Genomic DNA, 26,587 nt, shown 5'->3' with positions numbered 1-26,587 from the left:
GCGGCCATGACCATGACCCCGCCCGCCGCCCGTCCGTCCGCCCCCCATCCGTCCGCCGAGCCGGTCGCCATCATCGGGGTCGGCCTGCGCCTGCCGGGCGCTGACCGCCTGGACGGGGTCTGGGGGCATCTGGCCGCGGGCCGGTCCCTGATCTCGGAGGTTCCGGCCAACCGATGGGATGCCCAGGCCCTGAAGGGCAACCCGGCGCGGGGCAACTACACCAGCAGCGTCTGGGGCGGATTCCTGGAGGACGCGGACGGCTTCGACGCGCCGGTCTTCAACATCTCGCCGCGCGAGGCGGCCTGGATGGACCCGCAGCAGCGCCTCGCCCTGGAAACCGCCTGGCACGCCATCGAGGACGCGGGCTACGCCGCCGACGCCCTGGCCGGCAGCCGCACCGGGGTCTATCTGGGTGTCTGCCACTGGGACTATGCCGAGCTTCTGGAAAAGCGGCTGGCGGCGGTGGATGCCTACACGCCGACGGGCATCGCGTTCTCGATCATCGCCAACCGGGTCTCGCATTTCTTCGACTTCCAGGGCCCCAGCATCACCAACGATACGGCCTGCGCGGCGTCGATGACGGCGCTGTACGAGGCCGTGCGGGCGCTGCAGGGCGGCGAGTGCGACCAGGCCCTGGCCGGGGGCGTCAACCTGATCTGGTCACCGAACCACTTCGTCGCCTTCTCCAAGGCCGGCATGCTGTCGCGCGAGGGCCGCAGCAAGACCTTCGACGATGGGGCCGACGGCTACGTGCGCGGCGAGGGCGCGGCCACGCTGCTGCTCAAGCCCCTGGCCCGGGCGCGGGCCGACGGCGATCCGATCCATGCCGTGATCCGGGGGATCGGCGTCAATCACGGGGGCCGCACCAACTCGCTGACGGTCACGAACCCCAAGGCCCAGGCCGCCCTGATCGAGCGGGTCCACCGCGACGCCGGCGTGACGCCGGGGACCATCGACTACATCGAGGCGCACGGGACGGGCACGCCGCTGGGCGACCCCATCGAGATCGCCGGCCTGAAGCAGGCCTTCGCGACCCTGCACGCCGAGGCCGGCACGCAGCCGCAGCCGGAGTCCTGCGGGATCGGGTCGGTCAAGACCAACATCGGCCACCTGGAGGGCGCGGCGGGGGTCGCCGGTGTCGTCAAGGTTCTGGCCGCGCTGCGCCATGGCGTGATCCCGGAGACCGTGGGATTCCAGACGCTCAACCGGCTGATCGACCTGTCCGGGACGCCGTTCCGCATCCAGACCGCCGCCACGCCCTGGCGCCGTCGCGCGGACCGGCCGCGCCGGGCCGGCGTCAGTGCCTTCGGGTTCGGGGGCAGCAACGCCCATGTGGTGCTGGAGGATCCGCCCGTCACGTTCGCCGCCGGCGCCACGGCCGGGCCGCTCGTGCTGCCGCTGTCCGCCCGGACCGAAGCGACCCTGCGCGCCTATGCCGGGGACGTGGCCGATGCGCTGGAAGCCGGGCGCGGCGCCCGGTTTGCCGCCGACCTGGCCTACACGCTCCAGGTGGGCCGCGTCGCGATGGCGGAGCGCCGCGCCCTGGTGGCCGCCGATCGCGACACGCTGGTCGCCGCCCTGCGCGCGGTGGCGGCCGGGGAGAGACATCCCGCCGTCGTGGCCCCCGACGCCGAGGCCCCGACCGACGATGCGGCCGGACTGGCGGCGCGCTGGGCGGCGGGGGAGGCCGTGGACTGGCGGGCGCTCCTCGACCCCCGGGCCCCGCCGCGCCGCATTCATGCGCCCCTTTATCCTTTCACGCGCGAGCGGCACTGGATGGACGACGCGGTCGCGGTCAAGGACGACGCGCCGGTGCCCCATCCCCTGCTGCATCGCAACGTCTCGGGCTTCGACGGCCCGCGCTTCCGCACGGTGCTCGACGACACCGCCTTCGTGTGGGCCGACCACCATGTGAACGAGGTTCGGGTGCTGCCCGGCACCGCCTCGCTGGAGATGGCCCGCGCCGCCCTGGCGCTGGCCGAGCCGGACGCGCCGGTCGCCGGGGTGGCGCTGGAGGGCATCGCCTGGACCCGCCCGCTGCGAGGCGAGGGGCGGCCGGTGACGGTGGAAACGCGCCTGACCCGCCGGGACGACGGCAGCGTCGGGTTCGCGGTGGCGGAGGCCGGGGCCGCGCCGCACGCCCAGGGACGTCTGGTGCGTCTCGACGCGGTTGCGCCGACGCCCCTCGACCTGGAGGCGCTGCGCCGCGACGTGGCGGAGGATGTGCCGGTGGAGACCTGCTACCGCCGACTGGTGGACAGCGGGGTGCGGCACGGGCCCGCCTATCGGGCCCTGGCGCAGGTCCGGCGCGGGGCCGGGCAGGTGCTGGCCCAATTAAAGCTGCCCCGTCGCCTGCTGCCGACCCTCGATGCCATGGCGCTGCACCCGGTCCTGCTCGATGCGGCCATCCAGGCGTGGGTCGCGCTGGACGAGACCCCGGCGACCGGGGCCGCCGTGCCCTTCACCTGTCGCGGGGTCACCGTGCACGCCCCGTGCCCCGCGCGGGTCTGGGCCCATGTCCGGCCGACGCCGGGCACGCGGGGGGGCGAGGCCGTGCGGCATCTGGACATCACGCTGTGCGACGCCGACGGCACCGTCTGTGCGGTCCTCCAGGATCTGGTGCTGCGCCGGATGCCCGCCGCCGACGCACCGGCGACCGGGGATCGCGCGGCGGCGGCGCCCGTGGTGTTCGCCCGGCCCGCCTGGCAGCCGGCGCCGCTGGTCCGGGCATCGAACGCCCGTCGCACCACCGTGCTGCTCGCGGGCTGGACCCCGGCGGTGGCGGACGATCTGGCGGCGCGCACGGGCCTGGATGTCGCGCGCCTGCCGGAAGCCGACCCCGATGATCTCGCCGCGACCGCGACGGCCTGGATCGTCGATCTCAACCGCCGTCTGGTCCCGGTCCTGGGCGCGGCGCGGCGGGAGGCGCAACAGGTGCTGGTGGTGGCCCCAGCCACCCTGCCGCCGCCGCTGACCGCGCCGCTCGCCGCCTGTCTGCGCACGGCGGCGGTCGAGACCCCGAAGGCCGGGGGCGCGGTCGTCACCGTACCAACCGGCCTCGCCCCGGAGGCGCTCGCGGATCTGATCGCCGCCGAGGCGGAGCGGGACGACACCGAGACCGAGCTTCGCCACCGTCACGGCCAGCGCGAGGCCCTGCGGGCGGAGGCGTTCGACCCGCCGGCCGCGCCCGCCCCGACCCTTGATCCGGAGGCGTCCTACTGGATCACCGGCGGGCTCGGTGGCCTGGGCCTGATCTTCGCCGCGTGGCTGGCGGAGCGCGGGGCGCGCGCCCTCGTCCTCAGCGGTCGCCGGGCCGAGCCGGATACCGCCGCGACGGCCCGCCTCGACGCCCTGCGACGGGCCGGGGTGACCGTGCATGTGACCGCCTGCGATGTGACGGACGCGGCGGCGGTGGCCCGGACCGTGGCGTGGATCGGGGCGGAGGTCGGCCCGCTGAAGGGGATCATCCACGCCGCCGGGGTGCTGGACGACGGCTATATCCTGACGCGCGACATCGAGGGCGGGGCCGCCGCTCTGGCGCCCAAGGTGGCGGGTCTCGTCAATCTGGATGCCGCCACGGCCGACGCGCCGCTGGACCTGATGGTGCTGTGTTCGTCGGTCGCCGCCGCCTTCGGAACTGCGGGGCAGTCGCTCTACGCCGGAGCCAACGCCTTCATGGACGCCTTCGCCGCGCAGCGCGCCGACCGTGTGGCCGCCGGGGCGCGGTCGGGGCGGACGGTGGCCGTCTCCTGGCCGCTCTGGGCCGACGGCGGCATGACCGTCGATGCGCCCACCCAGGCCGCGATGACGCGCCGCCTCGGGGTGGCGCCCCTGCCCACCGCCGCCGGTCTGGCGGCGCTGGACCGCATCCTGTCCGCGCCTGATCTTCCGCGCTGCATCGTGCTGCACGGGGATCAGGCGCGGATTCATGAGGCGCTGGCGGCGCAAGGGGCCGCCGCCCAGGCTCCCGCCCGCGCCGTGCCCGAGGCCACGGCCGATGCGCCGTCCGGACAAGCACCGCCCGAGGCCCCGGCGGACCTGCCGGCCCGCGCCGCCGCCTTCGTGCGCGAGGTGCTGGCCGATGTGCTGCGGATGGAGCCGGCGCAGATCCGCACCCACCGCAAGCTGGAGGAATACGGACTGGACTCGATCGCCATCGTCGAGGCGACCAACCGCCTGGAGGAGGCGCTGGGACCCCTGTCCAAGACCCTGTTCTTCGAGTTCGTCGATCTGGACGGGATCGGCGCGCATCTGGCCGAGGACCACCGCGATGCCCTGCTGGCCGCGCTGGGGCCGGCGCGTGCGTCCGCACCCGCGCCCGAACCCCTCTCGACCGAGCCCCGGCCGACCGAGACCCGGCCGGCCGAGCCCCGTCCGGCCGACCGGCATGACATCGCCATCGTCGGGCTGTCGCTGCGGGCGTCGCATGCCAACACGCCGGCCGAGCTGTGGTCCATGCTGGCCAGCGGCGCGCACGGCTTCGAGCCCTATCCGAAAGAGCGCTGGGACCATGCCGCCCTGCTGCACCCGGACCGGGACGTGCTGGGCAAGACCGTGGTGCGCACCGGCACCTTCCTGGACGGCATCGACCTGTTCGACCCACGCTACTTCCGCATCTCGCAGGCCGAGGCGACCCTGATGGCGCCCGAGGTGCGGCTGTTCCTGGAAGCCAGCGTGGAGGCGTTCGAGGACGCCGGCTATTCCCGCGAGACCCTGCAGACCCGCCTGGGCGGGGACGTGGCGGTCATCGTCGGCGCCATGAGCAACGAGTACGACCTGTACGGCTTCCAGAACATGCTGATGCGGGGTTCCCCCGCCAGCGGCAGCTACACGGGCACCCTGCCGAACATGGTCTCGTACTATTACGGCCTGACCGGCCCGTCCTACTTCCTGGACACCATGTGTTCGGCCGCCTCCACCTGCGTGCACGAGGCGGTGCACATGCTGCGCGCCGGGCGCTGCCGGATGGCGCTGGCGGGCGGCGTCAACCTGATGTCCCATCCGCAAAAGCTGATCGCCACCTCGCAGGAGCACTTCACCAGCAAGACCGCCGATGTCATCCGGGGCTACGGGCTGGGGGCCGACGGCACCATCCTGGGCGAAGGCGTGGGCGCGGTGGTCCTGAAGACGCTGGAGGACGCGCTGCGCGACGGCGATCACATCCACGGCGTCATCCGGGGCACCGGCATCAGCAACGCGGGGGTGCGCAACGGCTTCACCGTGCCCAATCCGGCGCAACAGGCGGTGGCCATCGAACAGGCCCTGGACGATGCCGGCCTTGATGCCGGCACCCTCAGCTATGTGGAGGGCCACGGCTCGGGCACGGCGCTGGGCGATCCCATCGAGGTCAAGGCCCTGACCCGCGCCTTCCGCCGCCACACCCTCACCAACGGCATCTGCCCGCTGGGCACGGTCAAGAGCAACGTCGGCCACCTGCTGGGTGTCTCGGGGCTCGCCGGCATCGCCAAGGTGCTGATGCAGCTTCGGCATGGCCAGATCGCCCCGTCGCTGCACGCCGAGACGCTGAACCCGAACATACCGTTCGACGAGACGCCCTTCTTCGTGCAGCGCGCGCTGACCCCCTGGGCGCGGCCCCGGGACAGCGAGGGGAGGGAACTGCCGCGCCGTGCCGGGGTCACCTCGATCGGGGCCGGCGGCATGAACTCCCACATCATCATCGAGGAACCGCCCGCCCGCCCCGCGCGCCCGGCGCCCCGGGGGCCGGAGCTGCTGGTCTTCTCCGCCATGACGCCCCGGGCGCTGGGCCGGGTGCTGGCCCGGTTCCGGGACCACGTGGCCGCGACCCCCGACCTGCGCCTGGACGACGTGGCCTTTACGCTCCAGGTCGGCCGCACCGAGTTGCCCTGTCGTCTGGCCCTGGTGGCCGAGGACCTTGAGGGCGCGGCGGCGCGCCTGACCGGCCTGGGAGACGATCCGGCCCCGGACGCGGACGCGGGTCTGTACTACACGCCCTCCGTTCTCGATGCCGATCCGGATCCCGACACCCGGCACCTCGACGCCGCCGTGCGCGCCCGCGATCTGGCGGCGGTGGCGGCGGCCTGGACGCGGGGCACCGCCATCGACTGGGCGCGGCTGCACGAAGGCCGCCAGCCGTGCCGGGTGCCGCTGCCGCCGTATCCCTTCGAGCGCGTGCGCTGCTGGTATCCCGAGCATCCCGACGCGCCCTCGGTCGTTCACCCGCTGGGGTCGCGGCTGAAGCTGCATCCGCTGGTGGGCCGCAACGAGTCCGACAGCACCGGCCTGCGGTACGCGACGGCGGTCCACCTGGACGAACTGCTGGATTACGGCGTCAGCCACCAGCGCCGCCGGGGACTCGTGCCGACGGTCGCGGTGGAGGCGGTGGCGGCCGTGGCCCATCTGGCGGCGCTGCCCCGGCCGTTCGCCCTGCGCCATCTCGTGGTGCGGCGCGCGCCGGACTGGTCCCGCGTCACCGACCTTCGGGCCCGCGTCGAGGGATCCGATCCGGCGCGCGTGGTGCTGGACGTGGTGGACGCGGACGGGGTGGCCATACCCTGGGCCGAGGCCGAGGTGGGGCGGGTGTCCCCGTCGGACGCGCCGGCGCCGATGGGCGAGGGCGGGCGGTCGCTGGATACGGCCGCCATCACGGCGACCCTGGCCGAGCGCGGTCTTGATCCCGGGCCGTTCGGCGATGTGCTGGAGACGGCCCGGGTGCGGCCCGACGGCGGCGTGGTCGCCACGCTGCGTCCCGACCCGCCCCAGCAGGACAGGTTCAAGCGCCACCAGCAGCTTCCCGCGCCCGCCGTGGTCGCCGCCTTCCAGGTGCTGTGCCTGGCCCGGCCGGACAGCGCCCCGGCGGGGCTGTCGCGGGTCGCGGGCGCCTGGAGCCGTCCGGATGGTGGCGACGTGGCCCGGATCGTCGCACGGCCGGCCGACGGCGGGGTCTTCGACCTGTCTTTCCTGGACGCGGACGGCGCGCCCGTCGGCGGATGGACCAGCGTGCGGACCGGCGCGCCGGAGCACGCGGCAGCCCCCCCCGAGGACGACACCTCGGACAACACCCCCGAGAGCGGCGTGACCGCAGGCGCGGACGAGGCGGCCCTGATCGATGCCCTGCGCGTCCAGGCGGCGGACATCCTGAAGTTCCCGGTCGCGGATCTGGGCGCGCGGGAGTCCTTCCATGACCTTGGCTTCGATTCCATCTCGCTGACGCGTCTGGCCGCCGACATCTCCCAGGCGCACGGGATTCAGCTCTCGCCCGCCGTTTTCTTCGAATGCCCGCATGTGGAGGCGCTGGCCCGGCACCTGATCGCCCGCCACGGCGTGCGCCCGACGGTGCCGGATGGCCCCGCCGTCGTCCCGGCCGCGCGGGCGGAACCCGTGTTCCTCCCCACGCCCGCGCTGCATCCGCCCGACACGCCGGACGACGCGGTGGCCATCATCGGCATGGCCGGCCGGTTCCCCGGGGCGCCCGACGTCGAGCGGTTCTTTGACGCCCTGTTGGACGGGCGGGACCTGACCCGGGACATGCCACGGGACCGGCTCTGCGCGGGGAATGCGCCGTGGCGGGGCGGGTTCCTGGACGATGTGGACCGCTTCGACGCCGCCGCCTTCAAGGTCTCGCCGGTCGAGGCCGAACGCATGGACCCGCAGCAGCGCCTGCTGCTGGAGGTCGCGTGGCACGCCATCGAAAACGCGGGGTACCGACCGGACGAGGTGCCGCGCGATCTGGGTGTGTTCGTCGGCGTCACGGCCCTGGACTATGCCGACCTGCTGCGCGCCCAAGGGGTGGCGCGGGACGGCTACGGGGCGACCGGCAATTCGCTGGCCATGGTCGCCAACCGGCTGTCGCATGGGCTGGACGTTCACGGCCCCAGCCAGGCCATCGACACGGCCTGTTCCAGTTCGCTGATCGCCCTGTTGCGGGCGGCGGAGGCGGTGCGCGCCGGGCGCTGCGGCGCCGCGCTGGTGGGCGGCGTGAACCTGTGCCTGAGCACAGACGGGTTCCTGGGGCCGCAGGCGGCGGGCATGCTGAGCCCGGACGGGCGCTGCAAGAGTTTCGGCGCGGCCGCCGACGGCTATGGGCGGGGTGAGGGCGTGGCGGCCCTGCTGCTCAAGCCCCTGGCGGCGGCCCGGCGCGATGGCGACCGCGTGCTGGGTCTGCTGGTCGGCGGGGCGGAGAACCACGGCGGTCGCGCCGGGTCCCTCACCGCGCCCAGCGTGACGGCGCAGGCCGCCCTGATCGAACAGGCCATGGCCGGGCTCGACCCGCGCTCTGTCTCGTACATCGAGGCGCACGGCACCGGCACGGCCCTGGGCGACCCCGTGGAGGTGGAGGGCCTGCGCCGGGCCTATGCGGCCCTGCTGGGCACGGAGACCGTGCCCGCGCCCTTCATCGGCCTGGGCACGGTCAAATCCGCCATCGGCCACCTGGAGGCCGCCGCCGGTCTGGCCGGCGTGGTCAAGGTGCTGATGGCCCTGGGCCGGGAGGAATTGCCGCCCACGCTGCATTGCGAGGCCGTCAACCCGCACCTGTCGCTGGAGGGCAGCCCCTTCCGATTGGTGCGCACGCGGGAGCCCTGGCCGCGCCGGCCGGACGGGCCGCGCCGGGCCGGGGTCAGCAGCTTCGGGTTCGGGGGCGCCAACGCCCACGTCGTGCTGGAGGAGGCGCCGGCCGACCTGACGGTCGGGCGCGCACCGCTGCCGCCCACGCCCTTCGCGCCGACCCGGTTCTGGGTGCCGGGGGCGGGTGTGTCGGAGGAGCCCGCCGCCCCCGCCATGATCCTGGTGCCGCGCTGGGTCGAGGCCCCCGCCGCGACGGCCGCCCTGGATCGGCGGCGCCTGATCGTCACCTGCGGGGTGGATGTTGCCCCCGGGGCGGGCGCGGACGTCCGGCCGCTGTCTCGGCCCGGGGGCGATACGGCCGCGCGGTATGCCGCCGCCGCGCGCGATCTGCTCGGTCTGCTGCGCGACATGATGCGGGACGCGGACGCCGCGCCGGTCCTGCTCCAACTCGCCGTGCCGGTGGATGACGCGGGGCTTGCGGCCGGGCTGGGGGCGATGCTCGACACGGCGGCGCTGGAGGACCCCCGGCTGACCGGGCAGGTGGTGGAACTGCCCGCCGGTCTCGACGCCGCGACGGCCGGGCGCCTGCTGGCCGCCGAATCGGGCGCCGACAGCCGTGTTCGCCTCGGGGAGGGCCGCCGGGTCGTGCGCGCCTGGCGCGCCTTGCCCGACGGAGCCGAGCCCCACCGCTGGCGCCCGCGCGGCGTCTATCTGATCGTCGGCGGCATGGGCGGGCTGGGCCGCCTCCTGGCCCACGACATCGCGGAGACGACCGCCGGCGCGGTGGTCGTGCTGGCCGGGTCCGGGCCGCTGGACACAGCGCGCGAGGCGATCCTGGACGACGTGCGGAGGGCGGGCGCGGTCGCCGCCTATCGGCAGGTGGATGCGGCCGATCCCGCCGCCGTCTCGACCCTGGTGCGGCATATCCTGGAGATCCACGGCACGCTGACGGGGGTCCTGCACTGCGCCGGGCGGCTGCGCGACGGGCTGGTGCCGAACACGTCCGATGCGGCCCTTGACCATGTGATGACACCCAAGGTGGCGGGGGCTCTGGCGCTCCGGGACGCCTGCGCCGGGCTGGACCTGGACTGTTTCGTGCTGTTCTCGTCGCTGGCCGGGGCCGTCGGCAACGCGGGTCAGGCCGGCTACGCCGCCGCCAACGGGGCGCTGGATGCCCTGGCGCACCGCGCGGGGCCGCCGGTCGTCTCCGTGAACTGGCCGCTGTGGCGCGACGGCGGCATGACCGTGGACGCGGCGACGGAAGCGGCCCTGTTCCGCCGCATGGGACAGCGCCCGCTGGAAACACAGGCGGGCCTCGCCGCGCTGCATGCGGTGCTGGCCTCCGGCGAGCCCCAGGCCGCCGTGATCGCGGGCGATGCCGCACGGATCCGGGCCTTTTTCGGGCTGGACGGGGCCGTGTCGGACGCCCCCACACCGGAGTCTGGAGCCGCTCCGATCTCCGATGAACCGACCCCGGACGCGGCGCTGGAGGCCCGCACGCAGGCCCGGCTGCGGACGCTGTTGGCCCAGGTTTCGGGGATCGAGGCGGCGCGCATCCAGGCCGCCGCGCCGCTGGAGGACTACGGCATCGACTCCCTGATGGTCACGCGCCTCACTGCGGCGCTGGCCGAACCGTTCGGGGCTCTGCCCAAGACGCTGCTGTTCCGGTATCGCACTTTGGGTGCGGTCGCGTGCCACCTCGCCCGCGATCACACCACCGCCTGCCGACGCTGGACCGGCCTTGCGGTGGATGCCGGTCCCGCGCCCGAACCGATGGCCGCCCCGGCCCCCGCGCCGGCCCAACCAAGCGCGCGCGCCGCCGAGCCCATCGCCATCATCGGCATGAGCGGCCGCTATCCCGGCGCGCCCGACCTGGACGCCTTCTGGGACGCGCTGGTCGCGGGCCGGGACGCGGTGGGCGAGATCCCCGCCGACCGCTGGTCCCTGGACGGCTTCCTGCATCCCGACCCGGACGAGGCCGTGGCCCAGGGCCTGAGCTATGCCCGGCACGGCGCTTTCCTGGAGGGCTTCGCCGACTTCGACCCGCAGGTGTTCCGGATCTCGCGCCGCGAGGCCGCCGCGATGGATCCGCAGGAGCGCCTGATCCTGATGAGCGCCTGGGCGGCGTGCGAGGATGCCGGCTATTCCCGCGCCCGCCTGCGCGCCGTGGCGGGCACCGACGCCAGCGGCGGCGGCGCGCGCGTGGGTGTATTCGTCGGCATCACCAAGACGGGCTATGCGCTGCACGGCCCCTTCACGACCGAGGGCGGGGCGCGGGTGCGGCCCTCCACCTCGTTCGCCGGCGCCGCCAACCGGATTTCGCATGTCCTGGACCTGTCGGGGCCGAGCCTGCCCATCGACACCATGTGCTCGTCGTCGCTGACAGCGATCCACGAAGCCTGCGACCAGCTCAGGGCCGGGGCCTGCGCCATGGCGCTGGCCGGCGGCGTGAACCTGTACCTGCACCCCACCACCTACATCGAGTTGAGCGCCGCCCGCATGCTCAGCCGCGAGGGCCGGTGCCGCAGCTTCGGCGCCGGGGCGGATGGCTTCGTGCCCGGCGAGGGCGTGGGCTGCCTGCTGCTGAAGCCGCTGTCGCGCGCGCTGGCGGACGGCGATGCCATCCACGCCGTCATCCGGGGCAGCGCCGTCAACCACGGCGGCCACACCCACGGCTATACGGTGCCCAACCCGGCGGCGCAGGCCGACCTGATCCGCGCCGCGCTGGACCGGGCCGGCGTGTCACCCGACGCGGTGACCTGCATCGAGGCGCACGGCACCGGCACCGCCCTGGGCGATCCCATCGAACTGGCGGGCCTGACCGAGGCGTTTCGCGCCGGGACCGACCGGGCGGCGTTCTGTGCGCTGGGCTCCGTCAAGTCGATGATCGGCCATCTGGAGGCGGCGGCGGGTCTCGCCGGGCTGACCAAGGTCATCCTGCAGATGAAACACCGCACGCTGGCGCCGACGCTGCTCGCGGAGGCCGTCAATCCGGACCTGGACCTGGAGGGCAGCCCCTTCGTGTTGCAGCGGACGGCCGCCCCCTGGCAGCCCGACGGGCCGCGCATCGCCGGGGTGTCGTCGTTCGGGGCCGGCGGCGCCAACGCCCATGTGGTGGTGGAGGAATGGTCCGGCCCGTCGGTGGGGTCTGATCGCCCCGCCGACGCTGGCCCGCAGGCGGTCGTCCTGTCGGCCCTGGACGAGGACCGCCTGCGCGAGTCCGCCGAACGTCTGCTCGACTGGCTCGACCGGGCGCCGGTGACGGACGCCGCGCCCCTCGATCCGCTGCCGGACCTGCGGGCGCATGTGGCCGGGGCTCTGGGCGTGACCCCGGACGACGTGGACCCCGCCGAGCCGCTGGATGCCCTGGGGCTGGACGCGCCCCAGCGCCTGGGGCTGCGGCGCTGCGCCGAGGACTGGGGCGGCCACGCCCTGGACCCAGTCGCCTTCGCCCGCGCCGACACCCTGGACGCTTTGGCGGATCTGCTGCGCCCTGGCGGTCCTGCGGAGGAGGAGGCTGCGGACTCCCTCGCGGACATCGCCTATACCCTGCAGGTGGGGCGCGAGGCGATGGCCTGCCGGCTGGGCTTGGTGGTCGCCGACCGGGCGGCGCTCAAGGCGGCGCTGCGCGGCTGGCTTGAGGGCCGGACGGACCTGACCGGGGTGCACGCCGGGCGCGCCGACCCAACGCAATCCCCGCTGGGACCGCTGTTGGCCGAGGGCGCCCTAAGCGACCAAGCGGGACCGCTGTGGCGGGACGGACGCCTGGACGAGTTGCTGCGCCTGTGGGTGGCGGGACTGGATGTGGACTGGGCGGCCCTGCCGCGCCCGTCCCCCGTACGGCCGTCCCCCGTACGGCCGTCTATTGTCCGCCTGCCGACCTATCCCTTCGCCCGCGAAAGGTTCTGGCTGTCCGGCCGCGCCGATGATGCGGCCGTGCTGATTGCCGCCCCCGTCGGCGATCCGGGCCTGGAGGCCGCCAACGCCGCGCTGGACCGGCATGTGGGTCAGGTGCTGAAGGCGGTGTTGAGGGCGGTCCCGCCCGAGGCCGTCACAGCCGCCCTTGCGCCGTGGGTGGAGGCCGCCGGGCGGCTTGTCCCGGACATCCCGACCATGACCCCGGCCGAGGCCTGGGCGGCGTGGGACGCCCACAAGGCCGCCGGTGGTCCGGCGGCGCAGATGACCCTCGCCGAGACGGCCCTGCGCGCCCTGCCCGACATCCTGGCCGGCCGAAGGCGGGCCACCGACGTGCTGTTCCCGGATGGGTCCATGCGGCTGGTCGAGGCGGTCTACAAGGACAATCCGGTCGCCGCCCGCTTCAGCCGAACTGTGGCGGACGCCGCGGCCGCAGAGGTGCGCCGGCGGCTCGCCAAGGACCCCCAGGCTCGGCTGCGCATCCTGGAGATCGGCGCGGGCACCGGCGGCACCAGCGAAGCGGTGTTCGAGGCCCTGGAGCCCCTGCGGCACGCGGTGGCGGCGTATTGCTACACCGACGTCTCGCGCGCCTTCCTGATCCATGCGGAGCGGACCTATGCGGACCGGGTGCCCGGGCTGCGCACGGCCCTGCTGGACCTGGAACAGCCGCTGGCGGGGCAGGACGTGGAGCCCGGCGCCCATGACCTGGTGATCGCCGCCAACGTGCTGCACGCCACCGCCGACATGCACCAGACCGTGAGCCTGGTGCGCGAGACCCTGGCGCCGGACGGGGTGCTGCTGGTCAACGAAACCAGCATGGCGACCCTGTTCACCCATGTGACCTTCGGCCTGCTGGACGGCTGGTGGCGCGTCACCGATCCCGCGCGGCGCATCCCCGGCACGCCGGCCCTGACCCCGGAGAGCTGGCGGATGGTGCTGGAGGGCTGCGGCCTCGCCTGGGTCGCCGGGTCGTCGGAGGCGGAGCGCCGCCTCGGCCAGCAGATCATCGCGGCCCGCGCCGTGGGGGGGATCGCCGCGCCGGACGCGCAGGTGCATCCCATCCGGGCGCGCACCGGCACGCTGCGGGATGCGGTGGTGGGAACGCTGGCCGAAACCCTGAACTGTGCGCCGGGGGCCATCGCCCTCGACCAGTCCTTCGCGGACATGGGGCTGGATTCCATTTTGGGGGCCGAGTTCGTCCACCGCCTGCGGCAGCGGCTCGGCATCCCGTTCGACCACACCCGCCTGTTCGATGTCGCCACGGTGGCCCAGCTCGAAGCCTTCCTGGCCGCCGAGCATCCCGGCATGGCATCCGGGCCGGACCCGGCCCCCGTCCCTGCGGCGCCGGTCGCCGCGCTCTCTGTCCCGCCGTCCGCCGCACGGGAGCCGATCGCGGTGGTGGGGATGAGTGGCCGATTCGCCCGGTCGGAAACGGTCGCGGATCTGTGGGACCACCTGATGGCCGGGCGCGATCTGGTGACCGAGACCACCCGCTTCGACCCGACGCCGCTCGACCCCGAGGCGGCGGCCCGACCGCATGGCCGCACGGGCAGCTTCCTCGACCACATCGACCGCTTCGACGCGGTGTCCTTCGGCATCTCGGGCCTGGAAGCCACCCACATGGACCCGCAACAGCGGCTGTTCCTGGAGGAGGCCTGGAAGACGCTGGAGCACGCCGGCCACGCCGGACCGGACATGACCGGGCGGCGCTGCGGCGTGTTCGTTGGGGCCAGCCACGGCGACTATCAGGAACTGTTCCGCCGCCAGCCGCCGGGACAGGCGTTCTGGGGCAACACGGCCTCGCTGATCCCGGCGCGCATCGCCTATTGGCTCGACCTGAAGGGGCCGGCGGTGGCCGTGGACACGGCCTGTTCCAGTTCATTGGTCGCCGTCCATATGGCCTGCCAGAGCCTGTGGACCGGCGAGTCCGAGATGGCGCTGGCGGGTGGCGTGTTCGTGCAGTGCTCGCCGCGCTTCTTCCACTACGCCAACCAAGCCGGCATGCTGTCCCCCAGTGGGCGCTGCGCCGCCTTCGGCGCCGGGGCCGAGGGCATTGTCCCCGGCGAGGCCGTCGCGGCGGTGCTGCTGCGGCCGCTCTCCCAGGCGCTGGCGGACGGCGACACCGTGCACGGTCTCATCGTCGCCTCGGGTGTCAATCAGGACGGCGCCACCAACGGCATCACCGCGCCCAGCGCCGCATCGCAGGACGCGCTGATGCGCCGCGTCCACGCGGACTTCGGCATCGACCCGGCCGGGATCGGCCTGATCGAGGCCCACGGCACCGGCACGCCCCTGGGCGACCCGATCGAACACGCCGCCCTGTCCCGCGTGTTCGGCGGCGCGGGCCTCCCCCGGCGGAGCATCGCGCTCGGCTCGATCAAGTCCAACATCGGGCATGCCACCTCGGCGGCCGGGATCGCCGGTCTGGTCAAGGCGCTGCTGTGCCTGAAGGCCGGCGCCATTCCGCCGTCGCTGCACCTGGACGGCGGCAACCCGGCCATCGATTTCGACGCCGGTCCTTTCCATGTGCCGACCGAACCGCTGACCTGGACCCCCGCCGACGGCGCGCCGCGCCGGGCCGGGGTCAGTTCGTTCGGCTTCAGCGGCACCAACGCCCATGTGGTGGTGCAGGAGGCGCCCGCCTCCGAACCGACGCCCGAGGACCCGGCGCCGAGCCATCTGTTCGTGCTGTCGGCGCGCAGCGAGGCCCTGTTGCGCGCCCAGGCCGAGCGGCTGGCCGCGCACATCGAGGGTGGCACGGATCAGGCGGCCGGGGATGTGGCGTTTACGCTGCAGGTGGGGCGCCGTGCCGCCCCTGAGCGTATCGCCGTGGTCGCCGACGACCTGGCGGATCTCGCCCGGCGCCTGCGCCTGTGGCTGGCCGGAGAGGCCGGCGGCGGCGTCGGTACGGCGCGCGTCGATGACCGCGCCGCGTCCCAGGAAACCGAGGCGGCGGCGCTCATCGACCGGATGGATCCCTCGGACGGGACGGCCTGGCGGGCCGGGCTGGCGCAGCTTGGCGCGCTGTTCCTGAAGGGGGAGCGGGTGCCGTTCGCGCGTCTGCCGCTGCCCGGGCGGCGTCGGGTTCCGCTGCCGACCACGCCCCTTGCCGACACGCGCTACTGGGTGGCGGAGGAGGCCCCGGCGCCGGCGCCTGTGCAGGCCGCTGCGCCGATGCTGGTAGAGACCGCGAAGGTGCGGCTGGCGCCCCCGGCCGCGTTCGACGGATCGACGGTCGCGGCCCGCCGCGGCCCGCCGCGCGTGCGGCTCGATCCGCTGCCGGTGGTGGCCGCGCCCGCCCTGGTGCCCTGCGAGGACGCGCCGCCCGGCGTGCGGCGGCTCGATCTGGCCCAGGGAGTGGACCCCGCGCGTCTGTCCCAGGCGCTGGGGGACGCCGCCGAAGACGACGCGGTTCGGGTGGTTCTGCTGGTGGCCGGGGGGGACTGGGGCCGCGACGTGCCCGAGGCGCTGGCCGAAGTATTGGGTCGGTGCCCCCTGCCTGTGGTGCTGGCCCTGCCCGGCGGCGCTTCGGGGGCCGGGGCTGCGGCGGCGCTGGCGGCGGATTTCATTGTGGTGTCCGAGACCGCGCGCCTGCACGGTCCGACCCCGGTGCCGGGGCATCGGCTCGACTTCTCCGGGGGGGCCCTCGACGCGGCGGCGCTCCGGGCGGCGGGCTTCCGCGTGGTCGCGGCCGACCGGGTGACCGCAACCGCGCAGGAGATCGCCACCGCCATCGCCGAGGCCCCCCGCGACCCGCTGGTGGCGCTCAAGCGGCACATGCGCGAGGCGGTGCCGTCGCTGGACGTCGGCCGCTCCACCGCCGGCGCGGCGCTGGCCGCCCTGGCGGAGTCGGACCCGGGGGGGCCGTTTGCGGAGCCCGGGCCGGGCCGCCGCGTCGCGCTTGACACCAGCGTGATGGACCTGGAAGCCCACGACGACGGCGTGGTCGTGCTGCGCATGGTCGAGCGGGCGGCGGCCAACACCTTCACCGCCGCGTTCATGGACGGGATCACCGAGGCGTTCGCGGCCATCGCCGCCCGGCCCGATGCGAAGGTGGTGGTGCTCACCGGCTTCGATGGCTATTTCGCGTGCGGTGGCACGCGCGAGGGGCTGACCGCGCTTCAGCAGGGCACGGCCGCCTTCACCGACCGGCGGATCTACACCCTGCCGCTGGACTGCCCCCTGCCGGTCATCGCCGCCATGCAGGGCCATGCCATCGGCGCCGGCTGGTCGCTCGGCCTGTTCTGCGACACGGCCATCGTGGCCGCCGAGGCGGTGCTTCACAGCAACTATCTGTGGTTCGGGTTCACGCCGGGGGCGGGGGCTACGCTGGTGTTCCCCCACCGCCTGGGCGATGACCTGGGGCGGGAGGTGCTGTTCACCGCCCGCGAATACCGGGGCCGCGATCTGGCGGCGCGGGGACCGGACCTGCACGTGCGGCCGGGGTCCGCCGTGCTGCCGGCGGCGCTGGATCTGGCGCACCGCCTCGCCCGGCACCCCCGCGAGCGGCTCACGGCGCTGAAGGCCGAGCAGGCCCGGCCGCTGCGCCGCGCCATCGAGACCGTGCTGGACTGGGAACTGGCGATGCACCGCACGACCTTCGTCGGCAGCGACCGGGTGCGCGCCCGCATCGCGGAGAAGTTCCCCGAACCGGCACGGGCGGCCGCGCCGGCCCCGAGCCGCGAGACGGCCGCGCCGCCCCCGGGCGATGTCCGCGCCCGGGTGGTGGAGACCCTGGCCGAGGCCCTGATGATCCCGCCCGTCGAGATCCGCGACGACGCGGCGGTCCTGGACCTGGGGCTGGACTCCATCCTGGCCGTGACCTGGATCCGGCTCTTGAACGGGGTGCTCGGGACCGACCTGCCGGCGACGGCGGTCTATGCCCATCCCACCGTGGGTGCGCTGGTGGCGCATGTGTCCGGACTTGGCGCACAGCAGGTCTCCGCCGATCCCGCAGCGGATGCCGCCCCGACCCTGACCCCGACCCCGGGGATCGACGGGCGCGGCACGGTCATCGGCACCCTGGCCGAGGCCTTGATGATCCCGGCGGCGGAGATCCGCGACGACGCGGCCTTCCTGGACCTGGGGCTGGACTCCATCCTGGCCGTGACCTGGATCCGGCGCCTGAACGGGGTGCTCGGGACCGATCTGCCGGCGACGGCGGTCTATGCCCATCCCACCGTGGGTGCCCTGGTGGCGCATGTGTCCGGGGTGGTGCCGCCGGCGCCGGAACCGGCCCCCGCGCCCGCACCGGCAGCCGCGCCGGTCCCGCCGCCGGCGCCGGACCCCGCGTCCGCGCCCGCCGCAGCCGAGGATACGGACGCCATCGCGATCATCGGCGCGTCCGGACGGTTCCCGATGGCCGACGACCTCGCCGCCTTCTGGGACGCCATCGCCACCGGCCGCGACTGCATCACCGAGGTCCCGCCCGACCGCTGGGACGTGGATCGGTTCTACCACCCCGATCCGCACCATCCCGGCACGTCCACGTGCAAGTGGATGGGGGCCATCGGCGACATCGACCGCTTCGACGCGGCGTTCTTCACCATGACCCCGCGCGAGGCCGAGCTGGTGGACCCTCAGCAGCGGCTGTTCCTCCAGCACGCCTGGCACGCCATCGAGGACGCCGGCCGTGATCCCCTCACCCTGGGCGGCAGCCGCTGCGGGGTCTATGTCGCCGCCGGCCCCAGCGGTTACGCCGACCTGATCGACGAGCGCAACGCCTACAGCCTGCTCGGCAGTTCCGGGTCCATCCTGGCGGCCCGCATCGCCCACATGCTGGACCTTCAGGGACCGGCGCTGTCCATCGACACGGCCTGTTCCAGTTCGCTGGTGGCGGTGGCAGAGGCCTGCGACAGCCTGCGCGCGGGGCACACCGATCTGGCGGTGGCGGGCGGGGCCTGCGTGCTCATCGGTCCGTCCATGTTCATCGACACCAGCAAGGTGGGCATGCTGTCGCCGGACGGGCGCTGCCACACCTTCGATGCTCGCGCCAACGGCTTCGTTCCCGGCGAGGGCGTCGGCGTGGTGATGCTCAAGCGCCTTTCTGATGCGCGCCGCGACGGCGATCCGATCCGGGCCGTGCTGCGCGGCTGGGGCACCAACCAGGATGGCCGCACCAACGGCATCACCGCGCCCAATCCCCAGGCTCAGACCCGCCTGATCCGCGAGGTGCACGACCGCTTCGGTCTCGATCCGGCGTCGATCGGGCTGATCGAGGCGCACGGCACCGGCACCGCGCTCGGCGATCCCATCGAGGTGGAGGGCCTGACCGAGGCCTTCCGGGCCGTGCGCGACCGCCCCGGACACATCACGCTGGGCAGCGTCAAGAGCAACGTCGGCCACCTGCTGGCGGCGGCGGGGATCGCCGGCCTGCTGAAGGCCATGCTGGCGCTGGAGCATGGGGAATTGCCCCCCACCGTCCACTTCGAGACCCTGAACGACCACATCCGGCTGGACGGCACGCCGTTCCGGATCGCCACCGACCGGCGGCCCTGGCCCGAGGGCTCGCCGCGCCGGGCGGCCGTCAGTTCGTTCGGCTTCAGCGGCACCAACGCCCATGCGGTCCTGGAGGCGGCCCCGGCCCTCCCGCCAGCGCCGGACACGGCCGGTCCCTGGGTGTTCGTGCTGTCGGCCCGCACCCGGGCGCGGCTGCTGGATTACGCGGCGGTGATGGAACGGTTCGTTGCGGGCGCGCGCACCCTGCGGCTGTCGGATCTGGCCCATACGCTGCAGGTGGGGCGCACGCCGCTGCCGGTCCGGCTGGCGTTCGTGGTCCGGGACCGGGACGAGCTGCTGCGGCGTCTCGCCTCGGTCGCGGCCGGACAACCGTTGCCGGGGGTGCATGTCTCGGAGGGGGATGCCGACGCGGTCGCGGTGTTCGAGGGCGATGCGGACATGCAGGCCCTGCCCGCGCGATGGCTGGCCTCCGGCGTGCCCGAGAAGCTTGACCGTCTGGCGGCCCTGTGGGCCAAGGGACTGGCGGTGGACTGGACGGCGGGGCCGGCCGGACGGCGCATCCGCCTGCCCGGGTATCCCTTCGCGCGGGACCGCCACTGGGTGACGACCCGCCCCGATGAAGCGGTGTCGCCTGCGCCGGTGCCGGCCCCTCACCCGCTGCTGGACGGCTCGGACGCGCCGGGGACGCTGGCCCGCTTCACGCTGCCGGTGCAGCGCGACGGCGTGGCCCTGACCACGCACGAGGACGGCGCGCGGCGCCTGCTGCTCGGGCTGTCGCTTCCGGAACTGGCGCGGGCGGCCGTGGCGCGCGCCACCGGGCGCCCGGTCGCCACGCTGCGTCATCTGGTCTGGGGACGGCCGCTCGCCCTGAACGGGGGGCCGCGTCTGGTCGAGGTCACGGTGGCGGTGGATGCGGATGGGGCGCTCTACCGGATGGCCGCCCCGGGGCAGGAGGCCACACCCTGCCATCTGGGCAGTGTGGCCCCCGACGATCCCGGGACGCCGGTCGCGGCGCTGACCGCCGAGGCGGCGGCGGTGGGGGCGGATGTCTCCGACGCCTACCGCGCCTTCGCGGACGCCTGCGCCGTCCGGTCCGGCCCCCCGGCGCCGGAGGCCTCGGCCGTGCGCTGGGTGCGGCGCGCGGGGGACACCCTGACGGCCGAACTGGCGCGGCCGGCCGGTGTGCCCGCGCTGGCGTTCGATCCGGCGCACCTGGATGCCGCGTGGCGTCTGGTCGCGTTCCTGGAGGCGGATGCGGCCGGGGCGGCCGCGAACGTCGGCGTGCTGCCGGTCCCGCTGGCGGCCGGGCGCATGACCGCTCCCGCGCCCCAGCCGTCGCGGGTGATCCTGCGCCTCGGCCCGGGGGCCGACCGTAGCCTGACCCTCAGCCTGCATCACCCGGACGGGACGGCCAGTCTCGTGATCGAGGACCTGCGCCGGGTCGCGCTCGATCACTGCCGCGACATCCGCCTGGACGAGGAGCCCGTGTCGTGACCAAGACCGAGACCGACACAGCAGGGACCGTGGCCATCATCGGGGGCGGCCCCACCGGCATCGGCGTGGGGCGCGAGCTGATCGACGGCGGCTTCACCGTGCATCTGTACGAGGCGGAAGCCGATTTCGGCGGCGTGTGGAACGACGAGGCCCCGTGCGGCCGCACCTATCGGTCCCTGCACCTGATCTCCCCCAAGTTCAACACCCAGGTGCCGGACTTTCCCATGCCGGCGGACTATCCGGTCTATCCCAACCACCGGCAGATGCTCGCCTATATCCGGTCCTATGCCCGGGCGCACGGCCTCTACGAGCGGGCGCGCTTCAACGCCCCGGTCACGCGCCTGGAGCCGGCGGGCGGGCCGTGGCGGCTGGTGACGGCGGCCGGCCACGATCTCGTTTATCCTCTTGTGGTCGTCTGCAACGGCCTGCAGCGGGAGCCGCGCTATCCCGATCCGCCGATCCCCGGCGCCTTCGCCGGCGAGACTCTGCACGCCCGGGACTACAAATCGCCCGATCAGGTGCGCGACAAGCGCGTGCTGGTGATCGGCGGCGGCAATTCGGGCTGCGACATCGCGGTGGACGCGGTCACCCAGGCGGCCGGCGTCATCCACAGCACGCGGCGCGGGTACTACTACCAGCCCAAGTTCATCGCCGGAAAGCCCACGCCGCAGTGGATGATGGAACTGGGCACCAAGTTCGAGACCAAGGCCGAGACGATGGCGTACATCGAGCAGGTGTTCCGCCTCGCGGGCTATGACGGGGCGGACTACGGCCTGCCACGGCCCGACTATCCGCTGGATGCCGCCCATCCGGTGATGAACTCGCTGATCCTGTATCACATCGGTCACGGCGACATCGTGCCCAAGGGTGATGTGCAATCCTTCGCCGGCAAGACGGTCCGCTTCGTGGACGGCTCCGAGGCCGAGGTGGACCTTGTCCTGTACGCCACCGGCTACCAGCGCAGCTTCCCGTTTCTCGACAGCGACCTGTTGGAATGGAGGTCGGGGATTCCGGACCTGTTCCTGCATTCGACGCCGCGCAACCACGACCGCCTGCTGTTCATGGGGTTCATCAACGCCGCCGGGGGGTTGGGCGACGGCCTGAAGACCCAGGGCCTGTTCGTGCGCGCCTACGCCCGCGCGCTGTTCGACGACCTGCCGGGGTTGAAGCGGTTCCTGACGGCCAAGACGGTCGACACCCCCGATCTGGGGCAGACGTATTTCATCGACAGCTATCGCCACCTGTGGGAGGCGGACCTGTGGAAGCTGCTCGCCCACATGCGCCGGTATCGCGATATGCTGGGCGAGGGTGCTCCGGTCCGGGAAGAGGTGCGGGTGCCATGACATCTCCTCCCGAAGAAAACCTCGCCGCACGGATGGCGCGCCTGCTGGATCAGGAACTGATCGCGGCGGCCCGCGCCCGCGTGGCGGCGGTCGCGCCCGAGCCGAAGGCGGAGGCGGCCGGGGAGGCGGGCCCCGACCGCCGGCTTGAGGACGACGTTCTGCGCATGGCCGCCCAGGCCCTGCACATGGCGGAACAGGACCTGGACCCGACCGAGAACCTGGCCAACTTCGGGGTGGATTCCATCGCCATCACCGAGATCATGGCCCGCATCTCGCGCGCCTTCGGCATCTCGGTGGCGCCGACCACCTTCTTCGAGGCGCGGGATCTGGACGATCTGGCGCGCATCCTGCGCGCCCGGCACACGGCGGCCATCGACGCGCACTACGCAACGTTCCCGAACGAGCCAACACCCGAACCGGAGGCCGTCCCTGCGTCCGATGGATCACAGGCCCCGGACGCCCCGGACGCCCCGGACGCCTGGATCGCCCGCCACCGGCGGCAGTGGGCCGCGTCGGCCCCGGCGACTCCCGCGCCCCCCGCACCGGCGCCCCCCGCGTCGTCTCCGGGGCCCGCCGAGGTCCGGCGTCCGGCCGACCCGGCTCAGGCCCCGATCGCCATCATCGGCATGGACGGCCGCTTCCCCGGGAGCCCCGACCTGGACACCCTGGCGGCCCATCTGCGGGCGGGCACCGACTGCATGGAAGAGGTGCCCGCCGATCGCTGGGACTGGCGCGCGGTGGATGGTGATCCGGCCACGGGTCCGTTCACCAATGTCCGGGTCGGCGGGTTCGTGCCGGACGTGGATGCCTTCGACGCGGCCTTTTTCCGCATCGCCCCGCGCGAGGCGGAACTGATGGACCCACAGCATCGCCTGTTCATGGAATGCGTCTGGGCGGCCATCGAGAATGCGGGCCATGCGCCGGGATCCCTGGCCGGGCGCAAAGTGGGGCTGTTCCTCGGCATCAACCTGCTCGACTACATCGAGATGGCCAACCGCGCCGGGATCATGGAGCCGCAGCAACTGGCGGGTCTGGGCCACGCCTTCTGTCCCAACCGGCTGTCGTTCCTGCTCGACATCCACGGGCCGAGCCAGGTGATCGACACCGCCTGTTCCAGCTCGCTGGTGGCGGTGCACCGGGCCGTCATGAGTCTCCGCCACGAGGGCTGCGAGATGGCCATCGCGGGCGGCTCCAACCTGATGCTGTCGCCGCTGCAACATACCCTGTTCTCCAAGGTGGGGATGCTGGCCCCGGACGGCCGGTGCAAGACGTTCTCCAGCCGGGCGGATGGCTATGGCCGCGCCGATGGTGTGGGCGCTGTCGTGCTGAAGCGCCTGGATCTGGCGGAGCGCGACGGCGATACGATCCTGGGCGTGATCCGCGCCTCGGTGGAGCATCACGGCGGCACCGCCACCTCGCTGACAGCGCCCAACCCCAAGGCGCAGGCCCGTCTGATCGTCGAGGCGCATCGGGCCGCCGGCATCGACCCGCGCACGGTGGGGCTGATCGAGTGCCATGGCACTGGAACGCCCCTGGGCGATCCGGTGGAAGTGGAGGGGCTGCGGACCGCCTTTGCCGACCTGTACGCGGACCATGGCCTGGAGCCGCCACGCCAGCCGCACATCGGGCTGGGCTCGGTGAAGTCCAACATCGGCCATACCGAGACCACGGCCGGCCTCGCCGGCCTCATCAAGGTGCTGCTGGCCCTGCGGAACGGCACGCTCTTCAAGACCCTGCATTGCGAGGACCCCAATCCGCTGCTGGCCCTGGAGGGGAGTCCGTTCTACCTGCTGACCGAGGCGCGCCCCTGGGAACGCCCCCTGATCGACGGGGTGGCGCACCCCCGGCGGGCGGGCCTCAGCTCGTTCGGCGCGGGTGGCGCCAATGTCCATGTGGTGCTGGAGGAGGACCGGGGGGCCGACACGGCGGCCCCTCTCCCCGCCGGTGCGCCCGACGCGCGGCCCGTGGTGGTGCCGGTCTCGGCGCGGGACGGCGATGCGCTGCGCGCCGCCGTGACCCGTCTCCGGGCCGTGGTGGAGACGGTGCCGCTGCCGGATCTGGCCTACACGCTGCAGGTCGGACGCGATGCCATGCGCCACCGCGTGGCCTTCGTGGTGGACGACGCGGCGGACCTTGCGCGACGGATGGACGCCGTCCTGGCCGAGCGGCGCGACCCGGGCGTGGTCTCCGGCGTGGCGGCGCGCGGCCGCCGCACCGACGAATCGCCGGTCGATCCGGTGGGCATGGAGCCGCAGGATCTCGCCGCGCGGTGGGCGGCGGGGGCGGCCGTGGACTGGGCGGCGCTGCATGCCGGCCGTCGTCGCCGGCGTCTGGCGCTGCCGACCTATCCGTTCCAGCGCAAACGGTACTGGCTGCCGCTGCCCCAACCTGACCGGGCGGAACCCGCGCCCCCGGCTCCGGCGGCACCTTTCCCCAGGATGCTGCGCGGGGACGAATTCTTTCTGGCGGATCACCGGGTGCAGGGGCGTCCGGTTCTGCCGGGCGTCATGTCTCTGGAGGTCATGCGGCAGGCCGCTGTTGCGGCGGGCATCGGCGATCCCGTGCTGACGGGCGTGGTCTGGATCAAACCACTGGCGGTGACGGAGCCCCTGACCCTGGACGTGGTCCTGTCGGGTTCTGCCGACGGCGCCCGGCGGGCGGAGGTCTTCAGCATCGCTGCCGACGGCACCCGGGACCGGCACGCCCAGGCCGACGTGCGGGCTGGTCCGGCCGCGCCGGCTGCGCCGGCCGCGCCGGCCGCGCCCGTGGATCTGGCGGCGCTGCGGGCGCGCTGTCCCCAGCGGATCGGGGCGGAGGTGGTCTATGCGGCGTTCGACCGCATGGGGATCGCCTATGGCCCCGGTCACCGCGCGATCACGGGCCTTGCCCTCGGGGCGGCGGCGGACGGCCGGCGCGAGGTGGTGGCGGATCTGGTCCTGCCCGAGGCGGTGGCCGGGACTCTGGGCGCGTTCGTGCTGCACCCCAGCCTGATGGACGGCGCCTTCCAGGCCGCCGTGGGCATGGTGCTGGACCCGACTGGCGCGGCACCGGGCGGCGCGGCACCAGGCGGCACGGCGCTGCCCTTCGCCGTCGCCGCCGTGGAGGTGTTCGGGCCCTGTTGCCGCGAGATGGTGGCGCACGTCCGTCCGGCGGCGGGTGTGGAGGATCGCGGCCGGGTGCGGACCCTGGACGTGGACCTGCTGGCGCCCGACGGCGAACCGCGCGTGCGCCTGCGCGGGTTCGCGACCCGCGAGGCCCCTCAACCGACGACCGGGCCGACGACCGGGCCGGCTCCGGTGCTGCGCTTCGTCCCCCGGTGGCGAACTGTCACCGCGTCGAGTGCGCCGCCCGCGTCGGCCCTGGTGCTGGTCTGCGGTGGTCTGGCGGTGACGCCGGATGCGCTGGCGGCCCAGTTGCCGGGCTGGACCGTCCGGGCGCTGGACGATGACCCGTCCGATGGCCTCGCCGCCCGCTATGTCCGCCTCGCCACGGCCCTGCTGGCCGAGGTGCGGGCGCGTCCCGCAGGGGGGGCCGCGCTGGTGCAGCTTGTCGTGCCGGAGGGGCCGGACGCGCCCATGCTGGCCGGCCTGGGCGGCCTGCTGCGCACGGCCGCGCTGGAACACCCGGGCCTGACCGCGCAGGTCTTGACCGTGGCCGGCGGCCTCGACGGCGCGGCGCTGGCGGGTCAACTCCGCGCGGTTGTGGGGACCGGACCCCGGGTCCGGGTGGACGCCACAGGGCTGGCCGTCGAGGGCTGGGAGGAAACGCCCCCGGTCGCCGCGCCGGCCCCATGGCGGGCCGATGGCGTCTATCTGGTGACCGGCGGTCTGGGCGGGATCGGTCGTCGCCTCGCCGCCGCCATCCTGGAGACAGCACCCGGATCCGCCGTGGAGCTGGTCGGACGGTCCCCGCCGGATGCGGACGGGCGGGCCTGGCTGGAGGGGCTGGGCGGTGCGCGGGTGCGCCACCATGCCGTCGATGTGACCGACGCCGAGGCGGTCGCCGCGCTGGTCGCCGAGGTGCGCCGCCGCCACGGCCGCCTGGACGGCATCCTGCATGCGGCTGGCGTGCTGCGCGACGCCACCCTGGCCCGCAAGACGCCCGAACACCTGGCCGAGGTGCTGGCCCCCAAGGTGGCCGGCACGATCAACCTGGATCGGGCCGTCGGGGCCGCGCCGCTGGACCTGTTCGTGCTGTTCTCCTCCGTCGCGGGTGTGTTCGGCAACCCCGGGCAGGCGGACTATGCCGCCGCCAACGCGTTCCTGGACGGGTTCGCCGAGGCCCGCGAGGCCCGACGCCGGACCGGGGCCTGCCACGGTCGCACGGTCGCCATCGCGTGGCCGCTGTGGCGGGACGGCGGCATGGGCATGGACGACGCGGCGCGGGCGGCGATGACCCGCACGACCGGCCTTGTCCCGATGGAGACGGCGGACGGCCTGGCGACCCTGAACGCGGCGACAGCCGGAGAGTCGGCCCGCCTGCTCGCCCTGGCCGGCGCGGCCGACCGTGTGCGGCGGTGGATCGCCGGGATCGGCCGGCCCACCGCGCCCGAACCCCGGGCCGCGCCGTCCCCGCCTCCGGCGGTCCCCGGGGACGGCGGGGCCCTGCGGGCGCGCGTGCTGGCGGTGGTGACACAGGTCGCGGCGGCGCAGTTGAAGGTGGACGCGGACGACCTGGAACCGGACGTGGAGCTGACCGAATACGGCTTCGATTCCATCGGCTTCACCCAGTTCGCCAACGCCCTGAACGAGCGCTTTGCGCTGGCGCTGACGCCGACCCTGTTCTTCGACCATCCGACGCTGGACGGGCTGGCCCGCCATCTGGCCGAGGCG

Annotated in this window: 3 protein-coding genes (1 of these 3 running past the window's edge); all 3 read left to right on the top strand. The window is 74.1% G+C overall.

The window, feature by feature from the left end:
- Nucleotides 1-6 precede the first annotated feature (6 nt).
- Tightly spaced (each overlapping or abutting the next), the 3 genes in view from GHC57_RS04035 to GHC57_RS04025 form a layout consistent with a single transcriptional unit that may run on beyond the window.
- Nucleotides 7-20,412, top strand: a complete 20,406-nt coding sequence (locus tag GHC57_RS04035) for an SDR family NAD(P)-dependent oxidoreductase (protein WP_153341433.1) — start codon at nt 7-9, stop codon at nt 20,410-20,412.
- Nucleotides 20,409-21,755, top strand: coding sequence for a flavin-containing monooxygenase (locus tag GHC57_RS04030; RefSeq protein ID WP_343031101.1), 1,347 nt, complete (start codon nt 20,409-20,411; stop codon nt 21,753-21,755). Before GHC57_RS04035 ends, GHC57_RS04030 begins: the two co-directional genes overlap by 4 nt.
- Nucleotides 21,752-26,587, top strand: the start of a protein-coding gene (locus GHC57_RS04025) for a non-ribosomal peptide synthetase (protein ID WP_153341429.1). 14,526 nt of this gene lie beyond the right edge of the window; the window shows 4,836 of its 19,362 coding nt (coding positions 1-4,836); it begins with the start codon at nt 21,752-21,754; its stop codon lies beyond the right edge, outside the window. The genes GHC57_RS04030 and GHC57_RS04025 overlap by 4 nt, the downstream gene beginning before the upstream one ends.

The organism is Roseospira navarrensis (genome assembly GCF_009601025.1).
GTDB lineage: Bacteria > Pseudomonadota > Alphaproteobacteria > Rhodospirillales > Rhodospirillaceae > Rhodospira > Rhodospira navarrensis.
This window is presented reverse-complemented; position numbering and strand designations above follow the sequence as displayed.